The following is a 20,307-nucleotide window of genomic DNA, read 5'->3' as shown; positions in this document are numbered from 1 at the left end:
GGGGTGCGTTGTCGGGTGCGGGTGGGTGAGGCTGGTCGCGCAGTTCCCCGCGCCCCTGAAGATTCAGGCCCTGCGGGCCCGAAAAAAGCCGGGACGCAGCCCCGCTTTTTTCAGGGGCGCGGGGAACTGCGCGAGAAGCCCCACCGGACCCGCACCCGACAACGCGCCCCCTCAGTCCAGGTAACCCCTCAGCTGGTCCGCGAAGGCGTGGTCCCTCAGTTTGTTCAGGGTCTTGGACTCGATCTGCCGTATGCGTTCCCGGGTCACGCCGAAGATGCGGCCGATCTCCTCCAGCGTGCGGGGGCGGCCGTCGGCGAGGCCGTAGCGGAGTTGGACCACCTTGCGCTCCCGCTCGCCCAAGGTGGAGAGGACCGCCTCCAGGTGTTCGCGCAGCAGCAGGAACGCGGCCGACTCCACGGGGCTCGCCGCGTCGCCGTCCTCGATGAGGTCGCCGAGGGCCACGTCGTCCTCCTCACCGACCGGGGCGTGGAGGGAGACCGGTTCCTGGGCGAGGCGGAGGACCTCGCTGACGCGTTCGGGGGCGAGGTCGAGGTGGGCGGCCACTTCCTCCGACGTGGGCTCGTAGCCCCGCTCCTGGAGCATGCGGCGTTGGACTCGGACGACCCGGTTGATCAGCTCGACCACGTGGACCGGGACCCGGATGGTGCGGGCCTGGTCGGCCAGCGCGCGGGACATGGCCTGGCGGATCCACCAGGTCGCGTAGGTCGAGAACTTGTAGCCGCGCGCGTAGTCGAACTTCTCGACGGCCCGGATGAGGCCCAGGTTTCCTTCCTGCACCAGGTCCAGCATGGTCAGACCGCGGCCGACGTAACGCTTCGCCACGGAGACGACGAGCCGCAGGTTCGCCTCGATCAGGCGGCGCTTGGCCATGCGGCCCATGACGACCAGCTTGTCGAGGTCGAGGGCCAGCTCGGTGTCGAGGTCGCGGGCGTTGCCGAGCCGCTCCTCGGCGAAGAGGCCGGCCTCGACGCGGCGGGCCAGCTCCACTTCCTCCGCGGCCGTCAGGAGGGGGATGCGGCCGATCTCGCGCAGATACTGGCGGAAGAGGTCGGAGGACGGGCCGCTGGTGTCCGCGCGGGCGCGCGGCAGTTCCACGGGCTCGGGCTCCGGGGTGTCGGCCGTCTCCAGGGCCTCGACCACCGCGGCGGGCGGTTCGTCCAGATCGGGCGGGCCGTCCGGGACCGCCTCGGGGTGGTGCGCGGCGCGGCTCTGGGCGGGCACCGCAGGGATGACATCGGTCTCCGCGGCCGGCTCCGAGCCGTCGGTACCGATGGCCGTACTGGTGTCGTTCTGTATGAGGGTCTGGGTCTGCACGGGGGCGACCTCCAGGAATGTCGCTGCCAGGGCGTACGGCAGCGGTACGTCTGGGATGACGCGGGCGGCCTCGCCGCCGTCCATCCCGTACTCATCGAGCGGAACCGCGGGGATCTTGGACCCATGGGGGACGGGTCGGCCGCGCTCCGAGGACTCAGGCACCGCAACCCAGTGTGGAGTACGACACACAGCCGCCACGAGGGGCGTGCGGTGACTTTTTGCGTCCGGCCCGTGACCGCACGGTTACCGTGCTGCACGAGTGCGCTGCTGGGCGGGCCGCAAACAGCTTGAAGGCCGTACGGAGCGGGGTGGCTCCGGCGCGGATTGGCATGTGCTGCGGGGACGTGCGCGGCCGGGGGCGCGAACCGTCGCGGGGTCAGAGCGCCTCCGCGCCCCGCTCCCGCAATGCCTGGTCGTACTGCTGGAGGACCCACAACTCGTTCTGGACGGCGGCCAGCTGGGCGGGGTCGCCCTGGGCGGCCGCCCTCGCCAGGCTGCCCTGGACGTCGCGCACCCGGCGTTCGACGGCCCGGCGGCGCACGGTGACCAGTTGTGCGCCCGCGTAGACGTCGTCGACCGTCTTGCGCATGATCGCCTCGACCGCCAGCTCGGTCACCATGGCCCGCACCGTGTCGTCGGGTGCCGCCTCGCGGACGCGGACGAGGTACTCCTGCGGGTCCTCGGCGCCGTACTCCACGCCGCCCGCCTCGATGATCGCCTCACGGACGGCCGCGTAGGGGGCGGCGGTGAACTCGTCGACGCCGTACGCGTCGAACGCGGGGGCCACCAACTCGGGGCGCTGGAGGGCGAGTTTGAGGAGTTCGCGCTCGGTGGCGAAGACCGGGTTGCGGAGGGTGAGGGCGGGGCCGGACGGGGGCCGGGAGGTGGACTCGTACGGCTGGGCGGTGCGCTGGGCGGACGGGGCCGGGCCCTGGCCGCCCCGGTCGCGGGCCCAGCGGGCCAGCTGGGCGACGCGCTTGACGACGAACTGGGTGTCGAGGATGCCGAGCATGCCGGCGAGTTCCACGGCGACCTCGTGCTGGGCGCCGCTGTTCTTGATGCGGGCCACGATCGGGGCGGCCTCGTCGAGGGCGGCGGCCCGCCCTGCGGGGGTCTCCAGGTCGTAGCGGGCGACGATCTGACGGAGGGCGAACTCGAAGAGCGGGGTGCGGGGTTCGGTCAGCTCGACCACCGCGTCATCGCCCTTCGCGAGGCGCAGTTCGCAGGGGTCCATGCCGTCGGGGGCGATCGCGATGTAGGTCTCGGCGGCGAACTTCTGGTCGTCCTCGAAGGCGCGCAGGGCCGCCTTCTGGCCGGCCGCGTCGCCGTCGAAGGTGAAGATCACACGGGCCGAGCCGTTGTCCATCAGCAGCCGACGGAGGATCTTGATGTGGTCGCTGCCGAAGGCCGTGCCGCAGGTGGCGATGGCCGTGGTGACCCCGGCGAGGTGGCAGGCCATGACGTCGGTGTAGCCCTCGACGACGACGGCCCGGCTGGCCTTGGCGATGTCCTTCTTGGCGAGGTCGATGCCGTAGAGGACCTGGGACTTGCGGTAGATCGCGGTGTCGGGGGTGTTCAGGTACTTCGGGCCGTTGTCCGCCTCGTAGAGCTTGCGGGCGCCGAAGCCGACCACGTCTCCGCCGATGTCGCGGATGGGCCACATCAGGCGGCCCCGGAAACGGTCGATCGGGCCCCGGCGACCCTCCTGGGAGAGGCCGGACAGGAGCAGTTCCTTGTCGGTGAAGCCCTTGCCGCGCAGGAAGCGGGTGAGGTGGTCCCAGCCCTGGGGGCTGTAGCCGACGCCGAAGTGGACGGCGGCGGCCTGGTCGAAGCCGCGCTCGGCGAGGAAGATCCGGCCGGTGTCGGCCTCGGGGCTGGTGGCGAGCTGTTCCGCGTACCACTCGGCGGCGATCTTGTGGGCCTCGACCAGACGGATCCGCTCGCCGCGCTGGTGGGAGGGGTTGTACCCGCCCTCCTCGTACCTGAGGGTGATGCCGGCCTGGCCGGCCAGGCGCTCGACGGCCTCCGAGAAGGACAGGTGGTCGACCTTCATCACGAACGTGATGGTGTCGCCGCCCTCCTGGCAGCCGAAGCAGTGGAAGAGGCCCTTGCTCGGGCTGACCTGGAAGGACGGCGACTTCTCGTCGTGGAACGGGCAGAGGCCCTTGAGGTTCCCGCCGCCCGCGTTGCGCAGCTGGAGGTACTCGGACACCACGGCGTCGATCGGGACCGCGTCCCGTACCGCCTTCACGTCCTCGTCGTTGATCCGTCCTGCCACGCGGAGATTCTACGGTGGTCCACTGACAACCATGGGGCACGGGCGGCGCCCCGAAGGGGCACGGGGGACCGCGCGAGCAACCACGAACCACCCGCGGTCGCCCGCGCGCCCCACCCCGCAGACGGCTAGGCGGTCAGACTCTCCAACGGAACCTGGGGATTCGACAGCGCGTCCACATCGACCCGCTCCCGGGACCGGATCAGCTTCTGGATCGGCTCAGTGACATCCCACACGTTCACGTTCATCCCGGCGAGGACCCGCCCCTCCTTCACCCAGAACGCGATGAACTCCCGCTTCCCCGCGTCCCCCCGGATCAGCACCTGGTCGTACGATCCGGGCGGCGCCCACCCCGAGTACTCCATCCCCAGGTCGTACTGGTCGGAGAAGAAGTAGGGCACCCGGTCGTAGGTGACGTCCTTGCCGAGCATCGAGCGGGCGGCGGCCGGGCCGCCGTTGAGCGCGTTGGCCCAGTGCTCGACCCGCAGTCGGGTGTCGAAGAGGGCGTGCGGGAAGGAGACGACGTCACCGGCGGCGTAGATGGAGGGATCGGACGTACGGAGCCCCGCGTCCACCAGGATGCCACCGCCCTGTGACCGGTCGGCCACCTCCAGCCCCGCCGCTTCGGCCAAGCCCGTGCGCGGACCCGCGCCGATGGCCGCGAGGACGTCGTGGGCCGGGTGCTCCTCCCCCGTGTCCGTGCGGGCCGCCAGGACCATCCCGTCCTGGCCGACGATCTCCGTGAGCCTCGCGCCGAAGTGGAAGCGGACGCCGCGCTCGCGGTGCAGCTCGGCGAAGAGGTTGCCCAGCTCGGGGCCGAGGACGCCGTGCAGGGGCGTCGGCTCCGGCTCGACGACGGTGACCTCCGCGCCGTACTCGCGGGCCGCCGCCGCCACTTCCAGGCCGATCCAGCCGGCGCCCGCGATCACGAGGTGGCCGTTGTCCCGGCCGAGGGCGGCGAGGACGCCCTTGAGGCGCTCGGCGTGGGCGAGGCGGCGCAGATGATGGACACCCGCGAGATCGGTGCCCGGGATGTCCAGGCGGCGGGGCTCGGCGCCGGTCGCGAGCAGCAGTTTGTCGTAGTGGACGAGGGTGCCGTCGTCGCCGAAGCGGACGGTCCTGGCCGTGCGGTCGATCGCGTCGACGGTCTGGCCGAGGTGGAGTTCGATGTCGTTGCGCGCGTACCAGGACGGCTCGTGGACGAAGACGCTGTCGCGCTCCTCCTTGCCGAGCAGATAGCCCTTGGAGAGCGGCGGGCGCTCGTAGGGGTGGTCGCGTTCGTCGCAGATCAGTATCACGCGGCCGGTGAAGCCCTCCGCTCGGAGCGTCTCGGCCGCTTTCGCGCCGGCGAGACCGCCTCCGACGATGACGAATGTCTGATCCGCGTCGACCACTTGATGCCTCCTCTTAAGGGTGCGTCCACATGCGAGCGTCCCGCACGGAGCGTGATGCGGGAAGGGGTAGTGACCCGATCAGGCCACGCAGGGTCACGTTTTCGTCACTTCCGCCCCGTCAGTCTCGCGTGCAGCGCGCGGGCGGAGGTGTCGGTGAGGGAAGCGATCTGGTCGACGATCACCCGCTTGCGGGCGCGGTCGTCCGGGGCCGAGTCGAACAGTGCGCGGAACTGGGGTTCGAGTCCCTCCGGCGCGCGGGCGGTGAGCGCCTCGGCCAGTTCGGCCACGACGATCCGCTGGTCCGCGCGGAGCCGCTCCTGCTCGGCCCGCTGCATCACATAGCGGTCGGCGACGGCCTTGAGGACCGCACACTCCAGCCGCGCCTCGCGCGGGACGACCAGTTCGGCGGCGTACCGGGTGAGGGGGCCGCTGCCGTACGCCTGCCGGGTGGCGCCCTCGGCGGCGAGGCAGAAGCGGCCGATGAGCTGGCTGGTGGCGTCCTTCAACCGGGCCTGGGCGACCGCCGTTCCGTCGTAGCCGTGGGGCCACCACTCCTGGTCGAGGAGGCGGTCGAGGGCGGCGGCGAGCTCGGCCGGGTCGGTGTCCGCGGGGACGTACCGGCCGCGGGCCACCTCGAAGACCGCTCGGCGTTCGGGCTCCGCGTGCAGGCAGTTGGGGTCGATGTGGCCCGCGTGCAGGCCGTCCTCTACGTCGTGCACGGAGTACGCCACGTCGTCGGACCAGTCCATGACCTGGGCCTCGAAGGTCGTGCTCGTGCCGGGGGCGTCCTTGCGGACCCAGTCGAATACGGGCCGGTCGTCGTCGTACACGCCGAACTTGGGCGACTTGGGGTCGGTGGGGTGACCGCCGCGCGGCCAGGGGTACTTGGTGGCGGCGTCCAGGGCGGCGCGGGTGAGGTTGAGGCCGACGCTGACGAGGTCGCCGGACTCGGGGGACCGCACGAAGCGCTTGGGCTCGATGCGGGTCAGCAGGCGCAGGGACTGCGCGTTGCCCTCGAAACCGCCGCAGTCCTCGGCGAATTCGTTGAGTGCCTGTTCGCCGTTGTGACCGAAAGGGGGGTGGCCGAGGTCGTGCGAGAGGCAGGCGGCCTCCACGAGGTCGGGGTCGCAGCCGAGGGCGGCGCCCAGCTCGCGGCCCACCTGCGCGCACTCCAGGGAGTGGGTGAGGCGGGTGCGGGGGCTGGCGTCCCAGACGTGGGAGCGGGTGCCGGGGGTGACGACCTGGGTCTTGCCGGCGAGTCTGCGCAGGGCAGCGGAGTGCAGTACGCGGGCGCGGTCGCGCTGGAAGGCGGTGCGGCCGGGGCGTTTGTCGGGCTCCGGGGCGTAGCGCTCCGCGGAGGGCGGGTCGTAGTCGGCCGGGGTGTCGTGGCTCGCGGGGGTGTCGTGGGTGGGGGGTGTTGTGCCTTCCATGATTCGACAGTACGGGGCGGGAGTGACATAAGGGTGCCTACTCGTCCGCCGGGTTCGGTTTTCGGGCGGGTGCGGGTGGGTGCGAGAGGGTGGTGGCTGGTCGCGCCCACGCGGCGGAGCCGCACATTCGACACAGCCCCGCGCCCCTTCCGGGCGCTCCCGTCAGCCCGGGGTTCCGGGGATCCCTATGCCGATGCCAATGCCGGCAGGGACCTTGTCCCGGTCAGGGTCTCGTCGTAGCGGTGCAGTACCAGGCTTGCCATCGCGGGGTGTGTGCCCAGCGGGGCCGCCGCGATCCCTGGGGCCGCCGCCGCGCATTCCGTCGCGAAGCGGCCCGGGGCCGTGAAGTAGGACGCGACCGCCACGTGGGTGTGGCCCGCGGCGGTGAGGGTGCGGACGGCCTCGGGGACGGTGGGGGACGCCGCGGAGGCGTAGGCGGGGAGGACCGGGACGCCCAGGCGGTCGGCTAGGAGGCGGGCCGTGCGGCCGGTGTCCAGGGCGGCCTCGGGGTCGCGGGAGCCGGCGGCGGCGAGGACGACCGCGCTCCCCCGGCGCCGGGCCGCGCTCATGCGGGTGCGCCAGCCGGCCTCGACGAGGCGGGCGTGCAGGGCGTCGACGAGGAGGGGGTGCGGGCCGAGGGGGGCGGCCAGGCGGGTGCGGGCCTGGGCGGCCGCGGCCATCTCCGGGATGTCCTGCTTGACGTGGTAGCCGCGGCTGAGGAGGAGGGGGACGAGGACGGCTTCCCGGTCGCCGAGGGCGGCCAGGGTGTCGGGGAGCAGGGGCTCGTTCAACTCGATGTGGCCGAGGTGCACGGCGAGGCCGGGGCGCTGCTCGCGGATGCGCTCCATGAGGGTGCGAACGGTCGCCGGGGCGCGCGGGTCGCGGCTGCCGTGCGCGACCAGGACGAGCGCCGGTGGGGCGGGGCGCCGGGTTCCGTCGCGGAAGACGAGGCTGAGCTGGGTGGCCAGCTGGTCACTGATCAGGTTCATGATGTGCGCCGTACTGTCGAGGTCCGCGTTCGACTTGCTCGTCGTCGCCGTCATGCACCGATGGTGTCGGGAGGACGTTGCCTCCCCGTTGCGCGGTGGTGACGGGTCTTTTCCGGCACTTCACCGCGCGCGGTACGGCGGTGTGAACCTCCGTGACCTGGTCTTTCCACTCGCTCGGGTGAAGCTTGTCACGCTGAGCGGTGAACCGGATCTCCGTGACTGACGTCTTCGTTGGTCGAGTGGGCGGGCCCGGGCGGGACCGGACGGGCCCGCCGGAGACAACCGGAAACAAACAGGACACGTGAGCGGGTCCGAGGGGACGGGGGCGCAGTGAGGCGTATCGGGCGGATCGCGCGCGCCGTTCGGCTGCCGCGTACGCGGGCGGGGCGGCGGCGGGCCGTGCAGGCGGTGATGCTGCTGTGCGTGCTGGCGCTGCTGCCCTCGACCTGGATGTACACGGCGGCGGCCGACCGGCTGCGGACCACGGCCGACGCGCCGCGCACCGAGGTCGCGGTGGTCTTCGGCGCCGGGCTCTGGCAGGGCGAGCCGTCCCCGTATCTCGCGCGCCGGCTGGACGCGGCGGCCGAGCTGTACCGGTCGGGCCGGATCAATGTGGTCCTGGTCACCGGGGACAACAGCCGCGTGGAGTACGACGAGCCGGACGCGATGCGCGGCTATCTCACCGAGCACGGCGTGCCGGACGACCGGATCGTCAGCGACTACGCCGGGTTCGACACCTGGGACTCCTGCGTCCGCGCCAAGAAGATCTTCGGCGTGGACCGGGCGGTGCTCGTCAGCCAGGGCTTCCACATACGCCGGGCGGTCGCGCTGTGCGAGGAGGCGGGCGTCGAGTCGTACGGCGTCGGCGTGCAGGACCGGCACGACGGGACCTGGTACTACGGGGCCACCCGGGAGCTGTTCGCGGCGGGCAAGGCCTCCCTGGACGCCCTGTTCGAGCCGGACCCCCGCTTCCTCGGACCGGAGGAAACGGGGGTCGAGAAGGCGCTCGCGTCGGCGGGGCGGGGGCCTTCGGAAGGGCAGTAGAGGGTGGCGGTAGAGGGTGCGTCGAGGGCCCTGTGCGGGCTGTCGCAGCCTCCGCCGGTGGCCCCCTAGTGCTTGATGGAGCCCCACCAGCCCTGGTCCACCGCGCAGCCCCACTGCTTGCCGGCGGCGGTCTTGCCGTGGAGGGTGAAGCGGACCTCGTAGGGCTTCCTGCTGTTGGTCATGTAGGCGCTGATGCGCAGCCCGGTGGTGCCCTTCGGCTTCAGTTTCTTGGTGTAGACGGTGGCGACCTTCGAGGTGCGCTTGGTGATCTTGCTGCCCTTGGTGGGCGTGGCGTAGGTGAAGGTCAGGTTGACGGGCTTGCTGACCTTCAGGCTGACGTCCTTGAAGCTCGCGGTCTTGCTCTTGTTCTTGAGCGCGAAGTAGAGGCCGCCCTGCACCCGGTTCTTCGCGTCCAGGGTGAAGTTCTTCGGCGAGCTGAGTTCGAGCGGACAGCCGGCGGCCTGCGGCGCGGCGGAGGCGGCTCCGGCGAGGCCGAGCTGAGTGGCGGTCAGGGCGCCGACGGCACCCAGGACGGCGGCGGTGGTGCGCATACGGTTCACGTGGTGGTCCTCTTCCCCCTGCGGCCCGCGTGCGGGCCGGGTGACAGGTCGTGCGCCACACGGGGCTCGCAGCACGACCCCCGTGTCTGTGACGCCCGTAGTTCTTAGCACGCGGGGCCCGAACGGATGCACGGAAAGCGGCAAGGTGACCACATACGGTGACAGAATCGCGACATCCGGCGGCACCCGCTTCCTCACGCCGCGCCCGACGCCGCCGGGAGGTCCCCGTGCCGGTCGCGTAACGAGGGGCGTCCCGGCGCGTAACACGTGCGACGCACGCTGAGCGGTATGCCGAACTCCGCGACGCCCACCCACTGCCCGTACTGCGCCCTGCAGTGCGGGATGAACCTGACGCCCGGTGCGGACGGGACCGAAGGGGTCGTAGTGGTCACGGAGCGCGCGGACTTCCCGGTGAACCGGGGAGCACTGTGCGGCAAGGGTCGTACGGCCCCGGCTGTGCTCTCGTCCCGGGTCAGGCTGACCGGTCCCTTGGTCAGAAGGGCGGGCAACCTGGAACCCGCCTCCTGGGACGAGGCACTCGACCGGATCGCCGAGGAACTCACCCGTACGCGTACGGAACATGGCCCGGACGCGTGCGGAGTGTTCGGCGGCGGCGGGCTGACGAACGAGAAGGCGTATCTGCTCGGCAAGTTCGCGCGGATCGTCCTCGGCACCTCCCAGATCGACTACAACGGCCGGTTCTGCATGTCCTCGGCCGCGGCCGCCGGGACGAAGGCCTTCGGCCTGGACCGGGGGCTGCCCTTCCCGCTGGAGGACATCCCGAGGACGGGGTGTGTCGTCCTCGTCGGGTCCAACCTCGCGGAGACCATGCCGCCGGCGCTGCGCTATCTCACCGAGCTGAAGGAGAACGGCGGCACGCTGATCGTCATCGATCCGCGCCGCACGCGTACGGCCGAGCAGGCCGATCTGCATCTGTCGCCGCGCCCCGGCACCGACCTCGCCCTCGCGCTCGGCCTGCTGCATCTGATCGTGGCCGAGGGGCGGGTGGACGAGGACTACATCCGGGAGCGGACCAGCGGCTGGGAGGAGGCCCGGGCGGCCGCCATGGCGCACTGGCCGGAGTACGTGGAACGGATCACGGGGGTCTCCGTCCCCCAACTCCGCGAGGCGGTACGGCTGTTCTGCGAGCCCGAGCACGCGATGGTGCTCACCGCGCGCGGGCCCGAGCAGCAGTCCAAGGGCACGGACACGGTCGGCGCGTGGATCAACCTGACGCTGGCGACGGGGCGGGCCGGGCGGCCGCTGTCCGGGTACGGCTGCCTCACCGGGCAGGGCAACGGGCAGGGCGGGCGCGAGCACGGCCAGAAGGCCGACCAGCTGCCGGGGTACCGCAAGCTGGTCGACCCCGAGGCACGGCGGCACGTCGCCGAGGTCTGGGGCGTGGACCCCGACAGCCTGCCCGGGCCGGGGCGCAGCGCGTACGAGCTGCTGGACGCGCTCGGCGGTGACATCAAGTCGCTGCTGCTGATGGGCTCCAACCCGGTGGTGTCGGCGCCGCGCGCCGCGCACATCGAGGAGCGGATCAGGTCGCTGGACTTCCTCGCGGTGTGCGATGTCGTGCTGTCGGAGACGGCAGCGCTGGCGGACGTGGTGCTGCCGGTGACGCAGTGGGCCGAGGAGACCGGCACGATCACCAACCTGGAGGGCCGGGTGCTGCTGCGGCGGCGCGCGATCACGCCGCCCGAGGGGGTCCGCAGCGACCTGGAGGTCATGCACGAGCTGGCCGACCGGCTGGGTGTCGAGAAGGGGTTCCCGACCGACGCCGAGGAGGTCTTCGAGGAGCTGCGCCGGGCGAGCGCGGGCGGGCTCGCCGACTACTCGGGCATCACCTACCGCCGACTGGCCGAGGAGAACGGGGTGTTCTGGCCCTGCCCGACGCCGGGGAACCAGGGGGAGGCGACGCCGGGGAACCAGAGGGAGGCGGCGCCGGGGAACCAGGGGGAGGCGACGCCGGGGAACGAGGGGGAGGCGGCGTCGAGTACCGAGGCGCGCCCTGTGCCGGGCGGCGGGACGGACTCGGCAGACTCGGCGGCGGGCGCCGGAACGGGCCCGGCCGCGGGCGGCGGGGCGGAGCAGGTGACGGGCGCCGGAACAGGCCCGGCCGCGGGCGCCGGGGCGGAGCAGATGACGGGCGCCGGAACAGACCAGGCCGCGGGCGCCGGGGCGCAGCAGATGACGGGCGCCGGAACAGACCAGGCCGCGGACGCCGGGGCGCAGCAGATGACGGGCGCCGGAACAGACCCGGCCGCGGAACAGGTGGTGGGCGGGGGCGGAAGCCCCGTGGAGTCCGCCGAGGTGCATCCCGGGACGCCGCGGCTCTTTCTCGACCGGTTCGCCACCGAGGACGGCCGGGCCCGGTTCGTGCCCGTCTCGCACCGGGCGTCGGCCGAGGAACCGGACGCGGAGTACCCGGTGCTGCTCACCACCGGACGCGTGGTCGCCCAGTACCAGTCGGGCGCCCAGACCCGGCGGGTCGACGAGCTCAACTCCGCCGCGCCCGGGCCCTTCGTGGAGCTGCACCCCCGGTTGGCCGAGCGGCTCGGCGCGGCGGAGGGCGACCCGGTGGCCGTGGTCTCCCGCCGGGGTCGGGCCGTCGCCCCGGCCCGCATCACGACCACCATCCGCCCGGACACGGTCTTCATGCCGTTCCACTGGCCGGGCGAGGGCCGCGCCAACACCCTCACCAACCCCGCCCTCGACCCCACCTCCCGGATGCCGGAGTTCAAGACGTGCGCGGTGCGCTTGGAGGCGGTGGAGAAGTAGGGGCGGCGGGGCCCGGAGGGCGGGCCGGCGGGCGGGCCACACCGGACGTGTCGGTCTGCAGGTCACTGACGCCGATCGGCGCGAGGTGCTCGGCGGTGACCCCCGCCACCCTCTTGCCCACCACGACGACGGCCGCCCCGTTCACGCGCGCAGCCCGCCGCTGGTGCTTGCGGATCTGCGCCCGCTCACGAGGGGTGAGCTGGGGACAGTTCAGCTTCCGGCCGTCGAAGGGGCGGCAAGTGACCGCGACACCCAGGTCGATGCCGGTCACCTCATCCTTGCCCGGCCCCTCGACCGGATCAGGAATCACGGCGAACGCGATGTGCCACCGCCCGTTCCTGAGCGTGACGCGGAACGTCTTCGCCTCGGGCAGCTTCGCCCCCTCGCCCTTGGCACTGAGACGGAAGCGGACCCAGCCGCAGCCGGGCACAACGGGCATTCACCCCGGCCCTGAAGGACCGGGTAGCCCGCCCGACAAGCAAGGCGGGGCTCCTCTGCTCGCCGCATCGGTGCTGATGTGGCTGTGATGATCTGCATCGACACCCCGCCTGCTTGAACGTTCATGCTTTCGGATACGTAGATCCTGTGTGGTCGACCCGCCGCTTCGCACACGATGGGGACAGCGGACGCACAGCTCGCCGTGAACACTTGGGGCACAGCCGACCCGGGGGGATCACATGCCGCAGCACGACAGTCACCGGTGGACCGACGCGTTTCCGTGGAGCCTCTCCTACCGCTGGGGCCACTCCGCACTGACCGCCGACTTCGACCTCAGCGGAGACACTCCCCGGCTGCTGCGCTTCCGTCGCCCCGACGACCCCGAGCCCGGCCCCGAGGAGACCAAGGCCGCCCCCTCACTGCCCCTGGTCGACCTGGTCCTGCTCGGCGACGGCACCGGCTGGGCCAGACCCCGCTTCACCGGCACGGCGATCGGCGCCCGCCTGAAGTACCGTGCCCATCACTCCACTTGCGGTCCCGGGCCCGACAACGCGACTGCGGAGCAGGAGGGTTCGGCAGGTGGTTCGGTTGGCGGTTCGGTTGGTGGTTCGGTTGGCGATTCGGTTGGCGGTTCGTCCGACCGCGTGCGGTGGCATCGGCTGACCTTCGAACTCCACGACCCCGTCACCGGGTTGACCGCCTTCGTCGAGTACGCCTCACCGGACGGCACCTCCGTGCTGCGCTCCCGGGTCCGGCTGCGCAACGACGGGTCCGGGTCGGTCACCGTACGCTCCCTCGGCAGCCTCCTCCTCGGCGGACTCCCCTCCCCCGACGACCTGTCCGTCCTCCGCGCACGCAACGACTGGCTCGCGGAGTGCCGTTGGTACACCGAGCCGCTGCGGGACTCCGTCCCCGACGTCAACCACACGGTGCACGGCGGCACCGGGCACGCGGCGGCCCGGCTCGCCGGACGCGGCAGCTGGCCCACGGACGGGCATCTCGCGATGGGCGCGCTCCGCCACCGTACGGACGACCGTTGCTGGCTGTGGCAGATCGAGTCGGCGTCCAGCTGGGTCTGGGAGGCCGGCGAGTCGGCGGGGCAGACGTATCTGGCCCTCGGCGGCCCTACCCACGACGAGCACCAGTGGCGCCAAGTACTGGCGCCCGGGGCCGAGTTCATCTCCGAGTGGGCCGCCCTCGCCCTCGGCGACCGCTTCGACGGCGCCCTGGCCGCGCTGACCTCCTACCGCCGCGTCGTACGCCGCCCGCACCCGGACCACACCCGACTGCCGGTGATCTTCAACGACTGCGTGAACACCCGCATGGGCGACCCGACCACCGAGAAACTGCTCCCGCTGATCGACGCGGCGGCGGAAGTGGGCGCGGAGTACTTCTGCGTGGACGCCGGGTGGTACGACGACGGAGGGAGTGGAGAGGAGGGAGACGGGGAACCCGGAGGAGGGGCGCTTGGCGGGAGGGCGCGCGGCGAGGGGCACGAGGGTGGTGGCTCGCCCGGGGGCTGGTGGGACAGTGCGGGGGCCTGGTTGCCGTCGGTCCGGCGGTTCCCCGGCGACCGTGGCATCCGGTGCGTGCTCGACCGGATCCGGGAGCGCGGCATGGTACCGGGGCTGTGGCTGGAGCCCGAGGTCGTCGGGGTCCGCAGTCCGCTCGCCGCCGGTCTGCCCGCCGAGGCCTTTCTCCGGCACGAGGACGGCACCCGGGTCACCGAACAGGGCCGCCACCAGCTGGACCTGACCCATCCGGCGGCCCGCGCCCATCTGGACGGGACGGTCGACCGTCTCGTCGACGAGTGGGGCGTCGGCTACCTCAAACTCGACTACAACATCACCACCTCCGCACCGGCCCACCTCGCCCACTCCCGGGCCTGGCTCGCCTGGCTGTCCTCGGTCCTGGACCGCCACCCCGGCCTGGTCATCGAGAACTGCGCCTCGGGCGGTATGCGCATGGACGGCGCCTCCCTCGCCGTGGCCCAGCTCCAGTCCACCTCCGACCAGCAGGATCCCCTGCGCTGTCCGCCGATCGCCGCCTCCGCCCCCACCGCCGTGCCGCCGGAACAGGGCGCGGTCCGGGCGTACCCGCAACCGTCCTGCACGGACGAGGAGATCGCCTTCACGCTCGGTTCCGCGCTCCTCGGCCGGCTCCATCTCTCCGGCCGCCTGGACCGTATGACGGAACATCAACTCGGTCTGGTTCGTGACGCCTTGGACACGTACAAGGCGATCCGGGGCGACCTGCGCACCGCCCTGCCGTTCTGGCCCCTGGGACTGCCGGGCTGGTCGGACGACTGGGTCGCGCTGGGTCTGAGACCGTCGGCACCGGACGCGGGTCCGGTGTACGTGACGGTCTGGCGTCGGGGAGGGGACACCGCACGGTGCTTCACGCCGCCTGGCGTGGGCGCGGGGGGCGTACGGGTGGAGATCCTGCATCCGAGGGCGACGACGGCCTCGGCTCGGTGGCACGGCGCCGAGCTTCGGGTGAGCCTGCCGGAGGCGCCCTCGGTCGTGCTGCTGAGGCTGACCCCGGTGAGGAGCTAACTCCGCAGGCGCCAGTCCCCGCTCTCGATCAGTTTCCCCCTGGCTCGCAGTCCGGCCGCGACGGTCGGGGCGGCGACGTAGACCCAGGCCCGTACGACCGTGCCGTCGGCGAGGACGGCCGGGCGTTCCACCCGTTCGTAGAGGTTCGCGGGGTCGCCCGGGGCGTACTCCTCCAACTGGTCGAGTACGCGGAGCAGTTCGGCGTAGTCCTCGGAGAGGGCCGTGACGACCTCACCGCTCACCCCTCCCACTCCCCCGGGCCTTTCCCCGGTCCCGGGCGCGATCCCGGTCCCAGTTCCGGTTCCGGTCGCGATCCCGGTTCCGGCCACGGTCCCGGGCGCGATCCCGGTCCCAGTTCCGGTTCCGGTCACGGTCCCGGTTCCGTCCGCGGCCCCATCGCCGAGGCACTCGACCGCGTACGGATACCCGGGGCCGTCGTAGAGCGCCATGCCGCGCATCCGGGCCGGTTCCTCCGCGACGGTGCGACCGCGCAGGAAGAGGTCGTGGTTGGGCTCGCCGGGGCGGAGGGTGCCGTAGACGAATATGGGGAGCACCGTTCTCGTCTCTCCTCTCCAAGGGGATCGGGACTCTTTGCAGAAACGATTCTCGCCCCTCGCTCCTCGCTCCTCGTCCCTGGGAGACAGGCGCCGGGTACGGCACCTCCGACGTCCGCGACCGGACCTACCGCGGACTCCCGGTGCTCAGCGCGTGGGGGTGAGGGCGTCGGCGTACGCGTTGGGTGGGCGGGGGACCTTCTTGACTGCGTCGGCGTCGACGGCCGCCTCGGCGGAGCTCGTACCGAGGGTGCCGGAGGGGTGCCAGGTTCCGGTGAGGGTGACCCAGGTGTCGGCGGGCGGGGCTGGGGCGTCGTGGACGCGCACCTTCACGAACTGGGCGTCGGCCGCGCAGCAGCTGAAGATGGCGCGGGTCAGGTACCAGGTGGTCGTCCCGTCGTCCCCGCTGTCCCCGCTGTCCCCGGCGGACGTGCCCTTGTCAGGGGTGACGAAGCCCGTCATCTCGACGGTGCGGCCGTCGATGGCCCGGTCGCGGTCCTGCTGCACCCGGCGGGTGAAGTCGGTGAGGGTGATCGGGAGCGGTGAGGTCTTCGGCAGCGGGTCGAAGTCGTCCTGGTCCGTGACCGCCACCGGCTTGGGTGCCTCCCGGGACGCGGTGTACGCGCCGATGGCCGGCGGGGCGTAGAAGAGCAGGCTCAGCGCGGGGAGGAGCAGGAGCCAGGCGACGCGGGGCGGGGTGGAGTGGTCGTGGCCGTGACCGTCGGGGGCGGTGCCTGCGGCGGGGTCGGTGTCGCCGGGGTCGGTGTCCGTGGTGGCGGTGTCGGCATCGGCATCGGCTTCCCGTTCGTCTTTTCCTTGTGGTCTCCACAGCGACCACGCCTCCGCCGCACCCAGCACGAGGAGCAGTGCACCCGAGGCCACGAGGAGGGGGTGCATGCCCTGCTTGACGTATCGCAGGTAGTCGTCGGTGACGAGGGTCGCGTGCAGGAGGCCGAGGCCGCTGAGGAGGAGCAGGAGCGCCTGGAGGGGTCGTTTCACAGGAGTACTGCTCCGATCAGCGCGCTGCACAGGATCGCGACGACGACCGTCGCGGCGGAGAAGCGGACCGCGAAGGCCCGGCCGAAGGTGCCCGTCTGGAGGGCGATCAGCTTCAGGTCGACCATGGGGCCGACCACCATGAAGGTCAGCCGCGCGGTGGGCGAGAAGCCGGTGAGCGACGCGGCGACGAAGGCGTCCGCCTCGGAGCACACCGAGAGGAGGATGGCGAGCGCGGCGAGGAACAGCACCGACAGCCACGGCGATTCGGCGAAGGTGTCGAGCACGGTGCGCGGGACGAGCACATTGAACGTGGCCGCCGCCATCGCACCGACGACGAGGAAGCCGCCCGCGTGCAGGAAGTCGTGCTGGAAGCCGGTCCGGAACTCGTTCCAGCGGCTCTGCCCCGGCCGGTGCCCGGTGTGCCGCGCGACCGGCTTGAGCCACTCCGCGCGCCCCAGCCAGAGCCACAGCCAGCCCATCGCGGCGGCGGTGACGAGGGAGGCGAGCAGCCGGGCCAGCACCATCGCGGGGCTGCCGGGGAAGGCGATGGCCGTGGCGGTCAGGACGATCGGGTTGATGGCGGGGGCGGAGAGGAGGAACGCGAAGGCCGCTGCCGGGTCGACGCCCCGGCGGATCAGGCTCTGCGCGACCGGTACCGAGGCGCACTCACAGCCCGGCAGCACGACCCCGGCGGCGCCGGCGATCGGGACCGCGAGCGCCGGCCTTTTCGGCAGCACCCGGGTGAACACGCGCGCCGGGACGAAGGCGTTGATGGCGCCCGACAGGGCCGTCCCGAGCAGCAGGAACGGCAGCGCCTGCACGGTGATGGAGAGGCACACCGTCCGCCACGCCTGAACCGCCGGCTCCTCCATCCACCGTCCCACCACGAACAGCACGACACCGGGGACGAGGGCCGCACCGAGGAGCAGCAGGGGCCAGTGACGGGGCCAGGGGCTCTCGGCGTTCTCGGTGTTCTCGGCGTTCTCGGGACGCTTGAGGTTCTCGGCGCTCTCAGGGTGTTCGGGGTTCTCGGGGGTGGCGGGGCGCTCGGGGGTGGCGGCGTTCAGGTGTGCGTCGGCGTCGGTGTCATCGGCCTCCGCCCCGGCGAAGGCCGCTTCCGCGGTGGTGCTGTTCGAGGTCCTGCTCGCGGCCTCGGTCACGGTCTTTCCCCCAGCCCTGTCCGGCCGGCCGGTTCTGCTGTCGTCTGCATGTGCCCACTCCGAATATCCGGACGATCGGATCGAACATAGCGGGCGCTCCGGGCCGGCGCGTCAGACCCCACCCAGCAGAGACGCCAGACCGTCGTCGAGAGCCGGTTCCAGGTCCTCGGCGCCGAGCGCGACGACGGCGTACGAGCGGTGCAGGAAGCGGCGGAGCGAGGGGGTGTCGAAACGAATCATGGCCATGCCGTGCGGGGAGTGGAGTTCTACGACGGTGTGGGCCGGGCCGCAGGGCCACAGGTGCACGTCGCCGATCCCGGCCGGGCCGGTCAGCCCCTCCGCGAGGAGCGTGCGGGCGAACGCCCACGTCACGTCGTCGCCGTCGGCGGAGGAGCCGGACGGGAAGTCGATGTGCACGGCGAAGGGGTCGGCCGGGGTGTAGCGCAGGGTGGTGCGTACCGGGATCTCGTCGTAGCCCGGGGTGATCAGTCGGGCGCGGGCGCTCTGTTCGAGGGCGGGGGGCGTCGGGCGGGCGGGCCGGGCGGGGGCCATGGGCGGTCTCCAGTTCGGGCGCTTCAGGTAGGTCGTCAGGTGTGGCGTCAGGTAGGTATGGCGTCAGGTATGTCGGCACTGCGGAAGCCGCGGATGCTTCAGCGGCTGCGGGTACTTCGGATGCTCGGATGTTGTGGGTTCATGCGTTCGCCAGATGCTTCTTCGGGCGACACACCCTGTCGACCGCGCCAAGCCCCCATGTATTACGCCGCTTTCGAAGTTACCCGCTGTGACGCGCGTCACTTTGGGTGATTGCTTGAGTTTTTTGCCATCTCCACATACAAAATCGTCGTCATTCCATCCAACAGGCGACTGGAGAGCGTTTCCCGCCATGACCGACGGCCTGTCCGGGTCCGCGACCGCCGCGTACACCCGCATCTACGAGGAACAGCATCCGCGCCTGGTCGCGTACGCGCGCTCCCTCACCCGGAACACCTGGACCGCCGAGGACCTCGTCGCCGAGGCCCACTTCCGCGTGTGGCGGCGGCTCTCCGGAGGGCACGAGATCGACAACGTGCCCGCGTATCTGATGACGACGGTGCGGCATCTCGCGGCGGCCGTGGGCTCCACCGCGACGCGGGAGACACCGCTGGATCCGACGGCTCCCGAGCGGGCCGAGGCCGATGTCCGGGTGGCCGACGCCGCCGACCCCGCCGAACAGGTCTCCTCCGTCGATCTGTTGGTGCGGGTGCTGGGCCAGCTGCCGGAGCGGTGGGTGCAGGCGCTGTGGCTGGCCGAGGCGGAGGGGCAGCCGCTGGAGACGGTCGGACAGCGCATCGGCGCGAAGCAGGGCGCGACGGCGGTCCTGCTGCACCGAGCGCGCGAGGGGATGCGCCAGGCGTTTCTGCGCGAGCAGCCCGGTGCGCCGATCGATCCGGCGTGCCAGGTGCGTTGGGGGCGCATGCCGGCGTACGTGCGCGGTACGGCGACCGCGCGGCAGTCCGAGCAACTGCTCAGCCATGTGGATGCGTGCGACGACTGCCGGGCGCGGCTCGCCGTGCTGATGCGCACGAACGACCGGCTGCCCGCGTTCGTCGGTCCCGCCCTGCTGGTGTTCGTCGTGGGTGGAGGTGGGGGCAAGGTGCTGATGGCCCTCACGGGTGGCTCCGCCGGTACGGCCGCGGTGCTCGGCTCCGCGGGTGGGCACGGGGGTGGCCAGTTGCTGCATGCCGTGCGGCAGGCGGCGGGCGGGGCGAGTGGCGTGGGTGGGGTGAAGGTGCCCACCGTCGCGGCGGTCGGTGCGGCCGCGGCTGCCGCCGCGGTCGTGGCCGGCATCGTGCTCGGGCCCCTCGACTCGGGGGCGGGTCCCGAGCGGCGGGCGCCGGTCGCGCAGGCGCCCGCGCCGCATCGGCCCGAGGTGGTGCCTCCCGGTGTCGTCGAGCACCGGGGAGCGGTTACGGATGTGGTGGTCTCGCCTCGTGTGGAGGGTACGGGTGGCGGCCGTGGGGGCGTGGGCTCCGGTGAGGAGGGGGGCGGGCTGGAGGTAGGGGCGCCTGGATCGCCGGGGGGTGAGGGATCTGGCGGCAAGGAGCCGGGGGTTGACGGGACTGGGGGCGCGGAGCCGAGGGTTGAGGAACCAGGGGTCGAGGAACCGGCTGGGCCTGGGGTGGAGCCGCCTGTAGAGGAGGCCCCGCCTGTGGTGGAACCGCCTGCGGAGGAAGCCCCACCCGTGGTCGAACCGCCTGAGGTGGAACCCCCTGTTGAGGAGGTCCCGCCCGTGGTCGAACCGCCGGTGGTGGAACCCCCAGCTGAGGAAGCCCCACCCGTAGTCGAACCACCTGAGGTGGAACCCCCTGTTGAGGAGGTCCCGCCCGTGGTCGAACCGCCGGTGGTGGAACCCCCAGCTGAGGAAGCCCCACCCGTAGTCGAACCACCTGCCGAGGAAGCCCCGCCTGCCGTCGAACCGCCCGCCGAGGAGACGCCGCCCGCCGAGGAGCCCGTCGAGCCGTCGCCGGAGGATCCGGAAGGTGGGGGCGGGGGGTCTGGGGGCGGTTGTGGATGGTGAAGGGGTGGCGGTGGGGCACGTGGATTTCTCGCCCCCGCCGCCCCTACCCGTCCCTCCCCCACCCAGGGGCTGCGCCCCTTCGACCCCCCGGGCGCCTGTCGTTCGTCCGCAGGTCCGCTGAGGTCCTCGCGCAGTTCCCCGCGCCCCTTTCAGGGCGCGGCCCGTCCTCCCGGTTCGCCCCTCCCTGGTAGCGCCGGGGCTGGCGGGCAGGTGCCGGTCGTCCGGGGTTCTCG

General features: G+C 72.2%; 15 protein-coding genes. 4 read left to right on the top strand and 11 right to left on the bottom strand.

Annotation, left to right across the window (positions count from 1 at the left end; translation table 11 throughout):
- Positions 1–171: 171 nt before the first annotated feature.
- The 5 genes from ACZ9QC_RS28975 to ACZ9QC_RS28955 form a co-directional block, all read right to left on the bottom strand.
- Positions 172–1,497, bottom strand: coding sequence for an RNA polymerase sigma factor (locus ACZ9QC_RS28975; RefSeq protein ID WP_472915793.1), 1,326 nt, complete (start codon positions 1,495–1,497; stop codon positions 172–174).
- A 214-nt stretch (positions 1,498–1,711) separates the two neighbouring features.
- Positions 1,712–3,613, bottom strand: a complete 1,902-nt coding sequence (gene dnaG, locus ACZ9QC_RS28970) for a DNA primase (RefSeq protein ID WP_472915792.1) — start codon at positions 3,611–3,613, stop codon at positions 1,712–1,714.
- 125 nt (positions 3,614–3,738) lie between these two features.
- Positions 3,739–5,004 carry an NAD(P)/FAD-dependent oxidoreductase gene (locus ACZ9QC_RS28965; protein WP_472915791.1) on the bottom strand — a complete coding sequence of 422 codons (1,266 nt, stop codon included), beginning with the start codon at positions 5,002–5,004 and terminating at the stop codon, positions 3,739–3,741.
- A 104-nt stretch (positions 5,005–5,108) separates the two neighbouring features.
- On the bottom strand, positions 5,109–6,434 hold the full coding sequence (locus ACZ9QC_RS28960) for a deoxyguanosinetriphosphate triphosphohydrolase (RefSeq protein WP_472915790.1): 1,326 nt from the start codon (positions 6,432–6,434) through the stop codon (positions 5,109–5,111).
- A 185-nt stretch (positions 6,435–6,619) separates the two neighbouring features.
- A complete protein-coding gene (locus ACZ9QC_RS28955; protein WP_472915789.1) occupies positions 6,620–7,477 on the bottom strand; it encodes a sirohydrochlorin chelatase in 858 nt (285 codons plus the stop codon).
- 357 nt (positions 7,478–7,834) lie between these two features.
- Between ACZ9QC_RS28955 and ACZ9QC_RS28950 the strand changes: the two genes are divergently transcribed.
- On the top strand, positions 7,835–8,467 hold the full coding sequence (locus ACZ9QC_RS28950) for a SanA/YdcF family protein (RefSeq protein ID WP_472921842.1): 633 nt from the start codon (positions 7,835–7,837) through the stop codon (positions 8,465–8,467).
- Positions 8,468–8,532: 65 nt separating this feature from the next.
- On the opposite strand, the gene ACZ9QC_RS28945 is transcribed toward ACZ9QC_RS28950, so the two are convergent.
- Positions 8,533–9,018 (bottom strand): hypothetical protein, encoded by a 486-nt coding sequence (locus ACZ9QC_RS28945; RefSeq protein WP_472921841.1) that lies wholly within the window; start codon positions 9,016–9,018, stop codon positions 8,533–8,535.
- 297 nt (positions 9,019–9,315) lie between these two features.
- Between ACZ9QC_RS28945 and ACZ9QC_RS28940 the strand changes: the two genes are divergently transcribed.
- Complete coding sequence (locus ACZ9QC_RS28940) at positions 9,316–11,811, top strand: molybdopterin oxidoreductase family protein (protein ID WP_472915788.1); 2,496 nt, start codon at positions 9,316–9,318, stop codon at positions 11,809–11,811.
- Here the strand turns inward: ACZ9QC_RS28940 and ACZ9QC_RS28935 are convergent.
- On the bottom strand, positions 11,771–12,250 hold the full coding sequence (locus ACZ9QC_RS28935; RefSeq protein WP_472915787.1) for a hypothetical protein: 480 nt from the start codon (positions 12,248–12,250) through the stop codon (positions 11,771–11,773). The genes ACZ9QC_RS28940 and ACZ9QC_RS28935 overlap by 41 nt on opposite strands.
- Before the next feature lie 238 nt (positions 12,251–12,488).
- Here ACZ9QC_RS28935 and ACZ9QC_RS28930 point away from each other — a divergent pair, with 238 nt between their 5' ends.
- Positions 12,489–14,804 (top strand): glycoside hydrolase family 36 protein, encoded by a 2,316-nt coding sequence (locus ACZ9QC_RS28930; RefSeq protein WP_472915786.1) that lies wholly within the window; start codon positions 12,489–12,491, stop codon positions 14,802–14,804.
- Here the strand turns inward: ACZ9QC_RS28930 and ACZ9QC_RS28925 are convergent.
- The 4 genes from ACZ9QC_RS28925 to ACZ9QC_RS28910 all read right to left on the bottom strand — a co-directional run bounded on the left by ACZ9QC_RS28925 (position 14,801) and on the right by ACZ9QC_RS28910 (position 18,069).
- On the bottom strand, positions 14,801–15,358 hold the full coding sequence (locus ACZ9QC_RS28925; RefSeq protein ID WP_472915785.1) for a gamma-glutamylcyclotransferase family protein: 558 nt from the start codon (positions 15,356–15,358) through the stop codon (positions 14,801–14,803). The genes ACZ9QC_RS28930 and ACZ9QC_RS28925 overlap by 4 nt on opposite strands.
- 147 nt (positions 15,359–15,505) lie before the next feature.
- Positions 15,506–16,357 (bottom strand): TIGR03943 family putative permease subunit, encoded by an 852-nt coding sequence (locus tag ACZ9QC_RS28920; RefSeq protein ID WP_472915784.1) that lies wholly within the window; start codon positions 16,355–16,357, stop codon positions 15,506–15,508.
- Positions 16,354–17,517: a permease gene (locus ACZ9QC_RS28915; protein ID WP_472915783.1), complete on the bottom strand. Its 1,164-nt coding sequence runs from the start codon at positions 17,515–17,517 to the stop codon at positions 16,354–16,356. The genes ACZ9QC_RS28920 and ACZ9QC_RS28915 overlap by 4 nt, the downstream gene beginning before the upstream one ends.
- A gap of 111 nt (positions 17,518–17,628) precedes the next feature.
- Positions 17,629–18,069 (bottom strand): SsgA family sporulation/cell division regulator, encoded by a 441-nt coding sequence (locus tag ACZ9QC_RS28910; RefSeq protein WP_472915782.1) that lies wholly within the window; start codon positions 18,067–18,069, stop codon positions 17,629–17,631.
- A 331-nt stretch (positions 18,070–18,400) separates the two neighbouring features.
- Between ACZ9QC_RS28910 and ACZ9QC_RS28905 the strand changes: the two genes are divergently transcribed.
- Positions 18,401–20,074: a sigma-70 family RNA polymerase sigma factor gene (locus ACZ9QC_RS28905; protein WP_472915781.1), complete on the top strand. Its 1,674-nt coding sequence runs from the start codon at positions 18,401–18,403 to the stop codon at positions 20,072–20,074.
- Positions 20,075–20,307 lie beyond the last annotated feature (233 nt).

The sequence above is a fragment of the Streptomyces sp. HUAS MS02 genome (assembly GCF_055702265.1).
This window is presented reverse-complemented; position numbering and strand designations above follow the sequence as displayed.